The sequence below is a fragment of the Salmonella sp. A29-2 genome (assembly GCF_020150755.1).
Classification (GTDB): domain Bacteria; phylum Pseudomonadota; class Gammaproteobacteria; order Enterobacterales; family Enterobacteriaceae; genus Salmonella; species Salmonella enterica.
Window position 1 is genome coordinate 2,243,621 of record NZ_CP083731.1, and the last position, 13,493, is coordinate 2,257,113.

Below are 13,493 nucleotides of genomic sequence, written 5' to 3' on the forward strand. Positions count from 1 at the left end.
TTATAAATGTGACTTACCTCACTCACTGAATAAGTATGTTAATTTTTATATTTTTCGCTGTAACATAAATGGCGGCTACTCTACATCATCTGTCTTTTTTTAGAAATGACAAAGTAGCTATCAGGCGTATAGAATTTTTCGGTACCAAATAATATATAAATGAAAGAACTTAGTAATAACAAAAGTCAGGGCGATAAATTCGGCCAGATGAAAAAATTTATCTAAAGGAGTTTTTAGAGTGAAGATTACGAAGATAGAAACACTTGAAATTGATCTGTCCGGGCAAAATGGACTTGATTTGTGGCGACCAATTTACGTGCGAATACATACTGATGAAGGAATCTCTGGTATGGGGGAAGCGAGCCTTGCTTATGGTACGGCATCAGAGGCTATTGCTCCGATGATTCGTATACTTGCTGAACGTTTTCTTCTGGGACAGGACCCTAATGATACTGAAACGCTATGGGAAATCATGCGACAGCGTTCATTTTGGGCCTTAGGGGGAGGCCCCGTGATATTTGGGGCTATGAGCGCTTTGGATGCGGCACTTTGGGATATAAAAGGCAGAGCCGCAGGCTTATCGGTTCATCGCCTGCTGGGAGCAAAAACACCAGCACCTTTGCGTTGCTATGCGAGCCAGCTTCATTTTGGTTGGACCGATGAATCATTGATGCTTAACGATCCTGCTGAATTTCGAGAAACAGCACAAATTGCGCGAGCTGAAGGCTATGATTGCGTGAAGCTTTGTCCTGTTTATGTTGATGCTAATGGGGAACGTATTCGTAAACGGGGAGTGTTTACTCCAGCCGAACGCAAACTGGCGCGTTCTCGTATGGAGGCGGTCCGTGAAGGAATTGGTGAGGAGTGTGACATCATTATCGAATGGAATTCACTTACTTCAACCTCCGGAGCGTTACAGCTAGCCGATTACTTTTCTGATTTAAATATTTTGTTCATGGAAGAACCTACCCACTACAATAGTCCAGAGGCGCAAATAAAAGTCTCCAGGGAGTCATCCATTCCTGTTGCAACAGGGGAGCGATTATATACCCGATGGGGATTCCTGCCGTATCTACAACAAGGTGCCATCGACATGATTCAACCTGATATTGGCCTGGTTGGTGGTATCACAGAAGGTATGAAGATTGCTCATTTGGCACATGCTTTTGACGTCGGGGTTCAGGCGCATAATTGTGGTTCGCCACTTGCTATCGCGATGGCATTACAATTTGAAGCAGCTATTCCAAATTTTGAGATCCATGAGCACCACTCTTTTAATCTTAAATCTTGTAACCGGGAGTTGTTTGAAGAAGATTTACAGCCAGTAAATGGAAAAATTGCTGTTCCTGTAACACCCGGTTTTGGTATGACACTTAGGAAAGATGCTGAAAAACGGATGAATATAGTAACTATCTGTGAAAAATAATTATTGGTGAAATGAATTCTACTAACTAAATAGTATGGGGGAAATAGTTCTGACAGCAGAATCTTTTCTTCCCATATGATCTAAGTAATAAGATCTAATATAAAGCTTTGCCTACTGAACATCTGTCATGGAGTTTATCAATAAATGAAACAAGAAATGGCATTAGACAATGTTAAGGAAAATGTTGGAAAAAATAAAATCCCATTTACTTCTTATGATGTCGGTTGGGTAATAATGTGTATCGGCATGGCAATTGGCTCCGGAATTGTATTTATGCCATTGCAAATGAGTGTTAAAGGTTTTTGGGCAACTGCGATTGCATTACTTATTACATATCCTATAGTTTATCTATTAACAAAATTGTATATTACCTCTCTTTCAGAAACGAAACAGACAGATTATGCGGGGACTATAACGCAATATTTAGGGAGAAACTGGGGGGCTTTTTTGAGCTTCCTCTATTTTTTTACAATATTGAAGGGGATGCTGGGTTATGCGGCTACTATAACTAATGATACTTCCAGTTATTTGCAGCGTTTTGGTGTTACTCAACATTCACTATCCGATACGTTATGGTTTCCTCTGGTATTGTTGGTAGCAATGGTTCTGGTTGCCTCCCGTGGGGAACGTTTGCTCTTTAAAATTTCCGGGCCATTTATTGTATTTAAACTCATGATTATAATTGTGTTAGGTGCATTGATGGTCCCTTATTGGAACATGAATAATGTCAGCATGGCAAGCCCTGACAGTTTAATTGATTTAATGAGAGATGTTTTGGTTTCTCTCCCTTTTGCATTATTTTCGATTGTATTTATTCAGGTTCTTAATCCAATGAATATTGCATTCAGGAAAATTGAATCAGACCCTAAAGTCGCAACATTTCGCGCTCTTAGGGCAAGTCGGATAGCATATATTATCCTTGTTGTGTCTGTTCTGTTTTTTGCGTTTTCATTTATGTTTTCAACCACCCCGGAACAAGCAAAGATGGGGATTTCTCAAAATACATCAGCGCTGGCGCTGATGGCAAAGATTATCCCTGAAAACACTGGCGGATTTATACCAGTACTTTCGGTTTTACTAAGCATTTCTGCTATTTTAACTTCTTTTTTTGGTATTTATCTCGGTTTTTACGATGCATTGTCAGGAATTATTATTAATATTGCAGACCGCTTCATTGTACGTGGTAAGAAATTTAATAATTTTCTCCCTTATTTGGTTACACTTACTGCGATCGTGCTTCTTTGGGGATGGGTTGTTGCCGATGTGTCTACAATGGCATTACTCCAATGGACTGTGGGAACCTTTGGATTAGTTTCTTGCCTTATTCCGTGCTATCTGATCTGGCGAGTGCCATCTTTACAAAAATATAAATCCCCTGCGGTAATTTTCGTATCACTAATGGGCTTTATGCTGGTGGTATCGCCATTATTTAAACTCCTTGAAAAATAAAGGTTTTACAAGTCATTAAACGGTATAACATCTAAGAGAGAATCTGGCTCTTAGATGTTACTAATTGCGAGATAGATTTTCTTTAGCGGCCAGCAAAATCTTCTGATTCGTCAGTCCTCGTCGTTGAAGCCATCATTAGTTCACATAAAAGCAGTAATCAATTATTTAAGAGGTTAACGATGAGCGCATTATTTACAGGTAAAAAATTGTTAGTAGTAGGTGGTACCAGCGGTATGGGTTTCGAAACAGCGAAACGGGTATTGAAAAACGGTGGTAGCGTGGTGCTGATTGGCAATCGCCAGGACAAAGCAGAGCAAGCCCGTCAGGCTCTGGCGACAGAAGGTCAGGTTGCCATTATTGTTGCCGATTTGATGACAGAAGAAGGAATGAAACATGTGCTGGATACCATCAATGCGGAGCATAAAGACGTTAGCTTGCTGGTGAATGCGGCTGGCGTGTTCTTCCCAAAACCGTTTACCGAGCACGAACCTTCCGATTACGACATGTATATGAGCATTAACCGTGCCACTTTCTTCATTACCCGTGATGTTGTGCGCAATATGGTTGAGGCAGGTATTAAGGGATCTATCGTCAATATTGGCTCTATGTGGGCACGGCAAGCTATAGGCGCTACACCGTCTTCAGCTTACTCCATGGCAAAAGCGGGTCTTCATGCGTTGACTAAAAATCTGGCGATTGAGTTGGGCAGCAACGGGATTCGTGTGAACGCAGTTTCTCCTGCGGTCGTACATACACCGATTTACGAAGGTTTTATCCCTAAAGACGATGTGAAGGATGTAATGAACAGCTTCGATAGCTTCCATCCGATTGGTCGTGTAGGGACATCGGTTGATATAGCTGAAACGGTAGCATTCCTGCTGTCTGACAAGACAGGCTGGGTTAGTGGCGCGATTTGGGATATCGACGGTGGTGTGATGGCTGGTCGTAACGCCTGATAACAAGGCCGCACGCAGACAACCGTGTGTGGTTATTAGGGAGCAGATTCAATCCTGTTCACATTATGTCATTGATGCGGATGAACCAGAAGTGTTGGGCGGAGGAAGCATGATAAATTTATTCACATGTTGCCAATCATACGCGGAAAATAACACTAACAAGATTAAGTACGTTATTCGTGTCTGTGGAAATATCCACTAGTTTGAGGAGATCCATTACTGGGTTATTAATGCCTCACTAAATAGATGGTTTGTGACACAAAACATAACATTGAGGGCGATTTAATTCCGAGCTGGGGCAAAGACGCACTTTACAAGCTAAAAGCAGGAAAGGAACGTTATCAAATTGTACTCGCCATGAATCAGGATAATTTAACTAATGACATTGGAACACACGCTGCCAGTAGCTGCGCAGAATAATAATATCATTCGCTTATCTTTAGCTCAGGCGCTTGCCGGGGCTAACTCTGTAGTCTTCTACGCTACCGGTGCCATTGTTGGTAATGCCATAGCTCCCAGTGGTGCTCTGTCCACACTCCCCATCACTATATTTGTCCTGGGCATGGCCGCCTGCATTCTTCCTTTTGGCGCACTGGCGAAAAAAAAGGGACGTAAAGCCGCATTTATGGTCGGGACGGGGGCCGGAGTGATTACTGGCTTGATTGCTGCCCTTGCGGTTTTTATTGGTTCATTTTTGCTATTTTGTCTTGCCGCTTTCCTGGGAGGGGCTTACGCTGCAGTGGCACTTAGTTTTCGCTTTGCTGCAACGGATGGAGTGACATCCGAAAGGCGAGCGCGTGCATTATCCCTGGTAATGGGGGGCGGTGTGGTAGCTGGTGTCATTGGGCCAATGCTGGTGACGGGAACAATGAATCTTCTACCACCACACACATTTGTTATTACCTTTATAGCTCAGGCTCTGGTAGCAACCATTTCAGCCTTCATTCTTAAGGGCGTAATTCCTGCCGAGCCAGCCGTGGCAGCCAAATCAGGAGGGCGTTCTCTGAAGGAAATTGTTCGGCAGCCGGGTTTCATGAAGACCGTGTTTAGCGGCGCGGTTGCGTATATGGTGATGAATTTCCTGATGACCGCCGCTCCCCTTTCAATGCATATGCATGGAATTTCTCAACAAGCCTCCAATCTGGGTATTCAATGGCACGTTATTGCTATGTATGGGCCTGGATTCTTCACCGGTAGGTTAATTAACCGTTTCGGCGCGCTGCGGATTTCCGCAACTGGATTGCTTATTACGGCAGGTTCTGTTCTTGCCGGGCTCAGCGGAACAGATATCTTCCACTACTGGCTCTCTTTGATATTACTGGGAGTTGGCTGGAATTTTGGCTTTACCGGCGCTTCAGCGAAGATCATTGATTATCATCGCCCCGAAGAGAAGACTCAGGTGCAGTCCCTGAATGATTTTGTGGTATTTGGCGTAATGATTGTCGGGTCGTTTTCATCCGGTGCGTTGCTGAATCTTTATGGCTGGAATGCCGTATTATGGGGGTCACTTATCCCTGTTGGCATTGCATTTCTGTGTATCTTAAAAAGGAGTCACAAGACAGTTGTCGTAAAGCATGAGTAATATTTACCTCAGTGTCAGGAAGGTAACCGGTGTAAGTTATGGCAAAATAAGAGGAACGACACCCGCAATCGCAATTCAAGCTGTGGCTTTTTAGTGTTTATCTCTGGGGTGATGAGAACAAGAGAGCACTTTAATATCATTCTTTCCTTTATTCTTGAGGGCGCATTCAGTTTTGGGCCGGAACCGGAAGCTATTCGTGACGCTATCTCTATGGATTAAAGCGTTTTGTTAAAAGCATCGTTAGATCACAAAACGGAAAACTATTTTCCCTACGGTAAAAATGTCGGCATCAGTTTTTGCAGATAAGAAAAAAGCATTATCAGACATGGTGTTACAGCAGGAGCACATAACCAGGCACTGATGCGTACTGGTTTCTTGTTAACGCAAGGTAACCACGCCAGCCGCCTGGTGCTGGCAGAAGGCATGGGGATTAAGCGAGCGCCTGATGCCGCCGTTCTCATTGCTGTGTTTTCAGCCAGGCGGCAATATCCTGTGTCGGCAGATGATGTTGTGCATTCCAGGTGTCACTCATCGGCCACCACATACCGTCACCACGCGCGAAGGCGACGCGATAGCGCAGCATTGGGTCATGCGGATGTAAACGGAGTTGCTCCTGTAAGTCAGGTAGCGTCAATACGCCTCGGGTAAAGGTTTGCTGCGTCACGCGTTCGACCGTTTCCGCCAGTTTTGCATAAGAGGTCGTTTCCCCCGCAACAAAGACGACTTCGTTAGTGATACGCGGCTGATGCAGATAAATTTCAGTGGTCAGGCGACCAATATCCGCAGGCGACGTGACGGTGACCTGCATTTCCCATCCGCCGAGGGCATTGATGGTTTTTTGGTCTAAGTTGACCACATCAAAGGCCGGTTCGAAGAGAAAAGAGGTAAATAAACCGGTTGAAACAATCACCCACTCTGTGACGTTTTGCTCGCGCAAAAGCGTCCTGACGTCATACTGTTCGTCCCACACCGGCTGGCCGCTGCCTTTGCCGACCACATCGTAATTCACGCCAAACTGCCAGGGGAAATAGCGTTTAACGCCCGCCTCCAGTACCGCGCGGGTGATTTTTATCTGGGTACCCGCACCGGCGATAAACCCCATACAATTGATGATCGTATCAAAACCGTGGAATTGATCTTTTAACGCTGCAACCGAACTGTCTGCGATGTCGACCGGGATAAACCGCGCACCGGCATCCGCCAGTTGTTGATGAATGCTGGAACGTCGTTTGCTCTGTTTATCCCTGGATCGCCCTGACACAATAACGCAAACGGAACCATTACGCTGTGTGACCGCCGGAACCAACGACGCCAGCACTGACGCCCCCAGTTGTCCCGCGCCCAGCACCAATACTTTTTCACCCACCTGATTATTGGATTGTTTCATTTGCACCTCTCTGTGTTGATTCACCTGTAGATAGAGATTACGTCAGGGATCTGCGTTCGATAAGACGCCGAAGACGGGTTAGACTGTTCTGATAAATGGGATAATTGGCGGGGGAAAATGGACAAGCTGGAAGCGATGCAGGTCTATGTTTGCGTAGTGGATACCCATAGTTTTATCAGAGCCGCCGAAGTGCTGGGCGTGCCGCGCTCAACGGTATCGCGGGTGGTTAAAGAACTGGAATCCTGGCTTAAGATTCAGCTTTTGCAACGTACAACTCGCAAACTTAGTGTGACCGCAGAGGGGCGGCGTTACTACGAAGAGTGCAAAAGAGTGCTGGCAGATATCGCGGCCATGGAGTCGTCATTTCCCGGCCGGGCGGCACAACCCAAAGGGCGTTTTAAAGTGGGGATGCCGCAATCTCTCGCCCGACATTGCATTATTCCCACGCTCCCGGCCTTTTTGCGCCAGTATCCGGAGCTGGAGCTGATACTTTGTTCCAGCGATAGCGTGGAGGATATTATCCTTCAAGGGTATGACTGCGTGATTCGGGCTGGCAGGATCGATGATTCCACCACGCTGGTTGCCCGTCCACTTGCCAGCTTTAACTGGGTGATAGCAGCATCGCCCACTTACATTGAGCGTTACGGTAGCCCTGAAAATTTAGATGATCTGCAAAAACACCATGCGGTCGGCTACCTGAACCACCGCACCGGGCGTACCACCGACTGGTTTTTTACGCGTGAGGGGGAGGATTACGCGATGCGGGTGCAAGAGACGCTGGTTGTCGATGATACGGACGCTTATATTCAGGCCGGAATACAGGGGCTGGGGTTAATTCGCGTCGCCAGCTATCTGGTTGCGCCGTATCTGCACAGCGGGGCGCTGGTGACCTGCATGGACAACCATTCTTACGATTTGCCGCTTGCGCTGGTCTATCCGCAAAACAGGTTTCTGCCGCCTGCGGTACGCGCTTTTTATGACTGGTGCAAAACGGCGCTGAGCCAGCCGGCGCCTCTACGCTAAAAATATTATTCCGGATATCGCATTGCCTGTTCAGAAAACTTTTTCACAGACGGTCAAAATGACGGTACTGGTTTTTGACGCATAAGTAAAAGGCATTATCAAACAGGGGGCTACACGGCGAGGATATAGCAAGCACTGAACGTTTGGATGCAATAAAAAATCTGTACAACTGTTATTAATGAACTTTTTGTATAAATATAATCGGATTTAACAATACTCATTGTACCTGTATTTTGCTCTTATCATGGCGTCTTTACGACGAAAGGGTGCTTTAGCGTGGAATATTCAATATTAAGTAACAACCTTAAAATGCCTATGGTGGGTTTTGGCGTTTTTAAGGTAACCGACAAAGAAGAATGCCAGCAGTCAGTGTTAAGCGCTATTCGCAGCGGTTATCGTCTTATCGATACCGCTGCGGTATACGGCAATGAAGATGCCGTTGGTGACGCTGTTCGTGAAGCCATCGCGACAGGTCTGTGTACCCGTGAGGAGTTATTTATTACTTCTAAACTGTGGGTGCAAGATATGGCTAACTACGATCTGGCCAAAGCAGGTATTGAAGCGTCGCTGAAAAAATCCGGGTTAGATTATTTTGATCTCTATTTATTGCATCAGGCAATGGGCGATTATTTTAGCGCGTGGCGCGCGCTGGAAGACGCTTATGAAGCCGGTAAACTAAAAGCCATTGGCGTGTCCAACTTCTATGCGCATGTGTTAGCCAACTTCTGTGAAACCGTCAGAATTACGCCAATGGTAAACCAGGTCGAATTGCATCCATACTTTGCACAACCCGCCGCGCTGGAAACCATGAAGCATTATAACGTTCAGCCTGAAGCGTGGGCACCGTTAGGCGGCGGGAGACATAAACCGTATGAAAATGTCATGCTTCAAAGGATTGCCGATGCCCATCAAAAAACCATCGCGCAGGTTGTCCTGCGTTGGAACGTGCAGCGTGGCGTCACGGTTATTCCTAAATCCACTCGACAGGAACGTATTGAAGAGAACTTTGCCATCTGGGATTTCTCACTAACGGATAACGAAATGGCTCAAATCAACGCCCTTGATTTAGGCTACGTTGGCGAAGTGGTGAAGCATTTTAATCCTGAATTTGTTCGCGGTTGTCTTGGCGTTAAAATCCACGATTGATCCCGGCGCTTGCGGATGTTTTCTCGCATGAACAGCTTCTAACACGGTTGTCGGAGCGTAGACGGCAACCGTGTGATATTCGCCTGGCCGTCAGGCGCCGAAGGCACCATCGATGGTGTGCATCGCGCCGGTGACGAAAGAGGCTTCCGGGCCGGCAAGCCATGCCACCATTCCAGCCACTTCTTCAGGTCTTCCGTGTCGTTTGATCGCCATGAAACTGTGCATCAGCTCTTTCATGGGGCCATCTTCCGGATTGATGTCGGTATCAATGGGACCTGGCTGCACCACATTTATCGTAATCCCGCGGGGGCCAAAATCACGGGCCAGGCCGCGCGCCAGCCCTTGCAGGGCTGATTTACTGGCGGCGTACGCGGCCATTCCCGGTACGGGCATCCGATCGCCATTCACGGAACCGATAATAATAATGCGTCCACCTTCCGGCATATTGCGGGCTGCTTCGACTGACGCATGGTAAGGCGCATGGATATTAATACGGAACAAACGATCTATCGCATCGCTATCTTGTTCCAGCGCATCGCCGAAGAGAGCCACGCCCGCATTGACGACCAGAATATCCAGTGGTCCGTACTCACGCACGAGGCTGATGACGGCATCCCGATCGGCGCTATCCGTCTGGATGGCGGTGCTTCCGGTTTCCGCTGCCAGTTTTTCGGCGGCTTCACGCGATCCGGCGTAGCTGAAAACGACCGATGCGCCGTCAGCGCTAAAGCGTCGTACAATAGCCGCGCCGATACCACGACTTCCCCCTAAAACCAGTACAGATTTGTTGCGAAATAGCATCATCAGGATGTCCTTTATGATATTGTAGTAGCCACTACAATATGCGTAATGAAATCATGCCGTCAAGGAGTTATGTAGTAATGACTACAAAACATAGCCGAACGCCGGGTCGCCCTCGCCAGTTCGATCCGGAGCAAGCCATTGAAACCGCTCAACACTTATTTCATTCGCGCGGATACGACGCGGTGAGCGTAGCGGATCTGACAAAAGCGTTCGGGATCAATCCTCCCAGTTTCTATGCGGCGTTTGGCAGCAAGCTGGGGCTGTATACTCGCGTATTAAAGCGTTACAGGATGACCGACGCGATTCCGCTCGGGGCGCTTCTGCGTCACGATCGCCCGACCGCGAAGTGCCTTATCGATGTGCTGATGGAAGCGGCAAGACGTTACGCTGCCGATCCTGATGCCACTGGATGTCTGGTTCTGGAGGGCGCTCATTGTAACGATAAACCGGCACGAGAGGCCGCCTGCGAGTTTTACATCGCTGCTGAAAACCTGATTCGCACTTATGTCGCCATGCGGTATCCGCAAGAGGCTGACCGGACGACGGACTTTATGGGGACGCTAATGGCGGGGCTTTCCGCCAAGGCGCGAGCGGGGTATAGCCTGGAGCGTCTTCAGGAGAGCGTGCTTCTGGCTGGGGATGTGCTGGAGCGATTACTGCCGGATTAACGCAGCGCATCAAAAAACCTGAGCCAGTCAGATACGGACAAACAGGGAGCAATAGCCCTAATCATCCATCTTGCCGTTGCGGTATTCGGTAAAGTACATCAAAAATAGAGGTGTCAGGGAAACGAGAAATGCAAAAATGTAGTCTTATTACGGTATTTAGCTTATCAGTGTTGATGCTAGCCGGATGTACAACGACCTATACCATGACGACCCGGACGGGAGAGATTATTGAAACGCAGGGTAAGCCGGAGGTTGACACCGCAACCGGAATGACGAAATACGCTGATGTTTATGGTTATCATCGCGTTATTAAAACCAGTGAAATAGTGCAGACGACAGAAGGCGCATCGAAGCTGGACTGGTAATGCGCTAAAGCAGTTGGGAGGCCGTGTCCAGTATGGGTACCGGACTGTTTCTGGGCCAGAATTGAATAGAGCGCCTGTATAGCCGAATTCCGGGTATCGGCTTGATTTGTGTTGTCAGTTATTTGGTTGTTCCCTGTATAGTGAAGATAAACAGTACTCATGGCTAACGGTCTGTTTTGGATTGCTAACTATCCCGGATTCTGCGCGTTTTGTTTAGTCACAACCGTGGTTAAGAATATTTTGGGTCAGACTTACACGCCGGGTATTAAGATAATCCGTCGCATAGAGAGCTTGATCGGCATCATTCGGTTCAAGAAGAAACGGCGTGACTTTAGGTATGAGATCAGCAAACAGGTTATATTGATCCACAGAGGCAAAATGCCGGGTAGCGCTGGCCCAGGGCATTCGCATCAGCTCTGCGTAAGAAGGGGATAGTTGAACAGGTAAATCAAATTCTTTCAGATTAGCTAGCATCTCCTTATTCATATAAAATGTGACCCTGTTTCGCGAAAAGGTGTTAAGCACTGCCTTCAGTCGTTTAACTTTTGCTTCTTTACTCATGCTATTATCAAAAAAACGTGGTGAAAGCATAATAGCAATCGATGCATTTGATGAAATAACATTATGTAGTGGTTTCAGGGCTACAACAATCTGATCGTTTGTGAAGATACGCTGCGTACCAGAAGAGGTAGTATAGTTTCCACCCAGCCAGATCACATAATCCGTTGTTTTGAGGGGAAGGGCTTTTTCCGGTATATTACCCCTGTCAGGTGCCACTGTTTCAATTGCTAGTGAGTCTTGGCCCCAGACATTATTTACTTTAGAACTCAAAAAATTATATTCTGAAATGTTCCTTAGTTTTAGTAGAGTTATCTGCGAGCGGGTAAAAAAGAGATTGAATCTCACTTTGTTCTGCAATTGCCGAAGTAATCTGAGCGTGTTCTGATCGATCAGATGAGTATAAAGACCAACCGTTTTTCCGGAAAGTATTGCTGAGGCATTGTTCGCAAGAAGCATCTCTTTTATAGCTCCTTGCCCAATAATCAGTACGCAACGGTATTTTTCTGGTCTGATTTTATCTATGGGGATATCGGTAAGATTGACCAGGTCAGGAGTGCCATGCCGCCAATTATCATGAATGACTGCGGCTCCGGAGGCGTCTCCTCCGGCTCCCCTGGTGATAATAAGAGGAGGGTGGGTACTGGCATGTGCGATATACGAAAAACAAGCTACCATTGCTAGCGTTGTGTTTCTGATGGTTGTATACATATCGTCTGCCCTGATTTCGAAAATATGAATAATGTCTCCTCTTATAATGTACATCAAAAAGAGAGCATTTTAATTAAACGTTATCTCAACGAGATAAAAGGTTAGCACAGTAAAGTATAGAGAGAATGTAATCATACCAACATTGTAAATGTGGGAGCATGAAGGCCCCGCAAGCCGCCCGGCCAGCATACTCCCATTAATAGTTAAAGTATGGACTTTGCTTTTACCGTAAACTGTAGCCAATATTACCTGATCACTACACCGTACAGTACTGTCAGTAATTTTTCTCCGGTGTCGCGTGCACGCAATTTATTTTTTTCAATTCTTTCAAAACGTTAACTATATTAATAGTCACTTATTTTACCAGAATCAATACTGAGAGTTTTATTACCGTTCTGAAAAGAGAAGACTTTTCAGATGAAATGCGTGGATGGTACGAAGTCATTACAGTACAGGGATGTAATAATAAAGATCGACAATGGATTCATTATTCTGTTGCTTTTGGACGGATGCCAAATGGAAGTATTCAATATCTTCTCCTTCTCTCCTGATAAGATTCAGTTTTGGCAATATACACATATATATTGTATTGGAAAATTGTTGATATTGTTCCTTATGACCAACGAAATGGAATTTTGCATATTTACCACATTTTATTACCCTCGACATGGGTATTTTGCCTCCATCGACGGAATTATGTTCCATACCAAAAAAACTGCTTACGGCGATGACCTGGTCTTTGGTATTATCCGGCTTAAAAGACGAGAGACAATAAACATTTTCGCCCCACGTTCTGAGCGTCTCATGAATGATTTTCCATTTTATAGGCGACGCTTTTTTAGGAAGGTCATTTGTTGCGATCTGATGAGATGTTTGAAATCCGAAAATTTCTTTTGACGTAAGCTGACAAATTTCGAACTGATAATGCTCATCACAGTCAAGCCAGTAGGGAGGCCGTAGGTTTCTGAGATCCCAGAAATCAGCCTTGCGATAGTTATTGGGATTGACGCCAAATGTTTTTTTGAACTCTCGACTATAGGACTGCACTGAATCAAACCCCATTCTGAACGCGATATCTGTGACCGACTGAGAGGTCAGCTTTAGCAGAGTGGCGCTTCTGCTCAACTTGCGTTGTCTGATATATTTTCCGATAGAGACGCCACACTTTTCTTTAAAAAAATCCTGCAAACTCCTTCGCGAATAACCTGTTATAACAACCAGCTTTTCAATATCAATCCTCTCTTCAAGATTTTTTTCTATTTGCTCTAATACTGAGATTATTATGGCTTTTTTCATCATCATTCCTCTTTATTGAAGTCGAAAATATAAACATTTAAGGTGTTTGACATACTGTGTTATTAAACTGGTGGGTGGTTGTTAGCTTTTCTGGCAAAACAAGAAAGATTTAAATTGCTTGA

Annotated in this window: 12 protein-coding genes; 8 read left to right on the forward strand and 4 right to left on the reverse strand. The window is 45.8% G+C overall.

Annotation, left to right across the window (positions count from 1 at the left end; genetic code table 11):
- The first annotated feature begins 238 nt into the window (after nt 1-238).
- The 4 genes from K8W53_RS10985 (at nt 239) to K8W53_RS11000 (ending at nt 5,413) form a co-directional block, all read left to right on the forward strand.
- Nucleotides 239-1,426, forward strand: a complete 1,188-nt coding sequence (locus K8W53_RS10985; protein WP_000704980.1) for a mandelate racemase/muconate lactonizing enzyme family protein — start codon at nt 239-241, stop codon at nt 1,424-1,426.
- Between the two features lie 144 nt (nt 1,427-1,570).
- On the forward strand, nt 1,571-2,875 hold the full coding sequence (locus tag K8W53_RS10990) for an aromatic amino acid transport family protein (protein WP_000807034.1): 1,305 nt from the start codon (nt 1,571-1,573) through the stop codon (nt 2,873-2,875).
- A gap of 179 nt (nt 2,876-3,054) precedes the next feature.
- A complete protein-coding gene (locus K8W53_RS10995) occupies nt 3,055-3,831 on the forward strand; it encodes an SDR family NAD(P)-dependent oxidoreductase (protein WP_001649240.1) in 777 nt (258 codons plus the stop codon).
- Nucleotides 3,832-4,210: 379 nt separating this feature from the next.
- Nucleotides 4,211-5,413, forward strand: a complete 1,203-nt coding sequence (locus K8W53_RS11000) for an MFS transporter (protein ID WP_023182216.1) — start codon at nt 4,211-4,213, stop codon at nt 5,411-5,413.
- Between the two features lie 457 nt (nt 5,414-5,870).
- Here K8W53_RS11000 and K8W53_RS11005 read toward each other — a convergent pair whose 3' ends face one another.
- Nucleotides 5,871-6,800 (reverse strand): aromatic alcohol reductase, encoded by a 930-nt coding sequence (locus tag K8W53_RS11005; protein ID WP_023182215.1) that lies wholly within the window; start codon nt 6,798-6,800, stop codon nt 5,871-5,873.
- Between the two features lie 117 nt (nt 6,801-6,917).
- On the opposite strand from K8W53_RS11005, the gene K8W53_RS11010 reads away from it, so the two are divergent.
- Nucleotides 6,918-7,823: a LysR family transcriptional regulator gene (locus tag K8W53_RS11010; RefSeq protein WP_000359203.1), complete on the forward strand. Its 906-nt coding sequence runs from the start codon at nt 6,918-6,920 to the stop codon at nt 7,821-7,823.
- 276 nt (nt 7,824-8,099) lie between these two features.
- Nucleotides 8,100-8,969 carry an aldo/keto reductase gene (locus K8W53_RS11015; protein WP_023223622.1) on the forward strand — a complete coding sequence of 290 codons (870 nt, stop codon included), beginning with the start codon at nt 8,100-8,102 and terminating at the stop codon, nt 8,967-8,969.
- Between the two features lie 90 nt (nt 8,970-9,059).
- On the opposite strand, the gene bdcA is transcribed toward K8W53_RS11015, so the two are convergent.
- Complete coding sequence (bdcA, locus tag K8W53_RS11020; protein ID WP_000979084.1) at nt 9,060-9,773, reverse strand: SDR family oxidoreductase; 714 nt, start codon at nt 9,771-9,773, stop codon at nt 9,060-9,062.
- 77 nt (nt 9,774-9,850) lie between these two features.
- On the opposite strand from bdcA, the gene K8W53_RS11025 reads away from it, so the two are divergent.
- A complete protein-coding gene (locus K8W53_RS11025; protein WP_000208474.1) occupies nt 9,851-10,441 on the forward strand; it encodes a TetR/AcrR family transcriptional regulator in 591 nt (196 codons plus the stop codon).
- Between the two features lie 128 nt (nt 10,442-10,569).
- Nucleotides 10,570-10,806 carry a YgdI/YgdR family lipoprotein gene (locus K8W53_RS11030; protein ID WP_023223623.1) on the forward strand — a complete coding sequence of 79 codons (237 nt, stop codon included), beginning with the start codon at nt 10,570-10,572 and terminating at the stop codon, nt 10,804-10,806.
- A 213-nt stretch (nt 10,807-11,019) separates the two neighbouring features.
- Here K8W53_RS11030 and K8W53_RS11035 read toward each other — a convergent pair whose 3' ends face one another.
- Both K8W53_RS11035 and K8W53_RS11040 read right to left on the reverse strand, forming a co-directional pair.
- Nucleotides 11,020-12,129, reverse strand: a complete 1,110-nt coding sequence (locus tag K8W53_RS11035) for a hypothetical protein (RefSeq protein WP_023223624.1) — start codon at nt 12,127-12,129, stop codon at nt 11,020-11,022.
- A gap of 390 nt (nt 12,130-12,519) precedes the next feature.
- A complete protein-coding gene (locus K8W53_RS11040; protein WP_010989022.1) occupies nt 12,520-13,377 on the reverse strand; it encodes a GyrI-like domain-containing protein in 858 nt (285 codons plus the stop codon).
- Nucleotides 13,378-13,493: the final 116 nt, after the last annotated feature.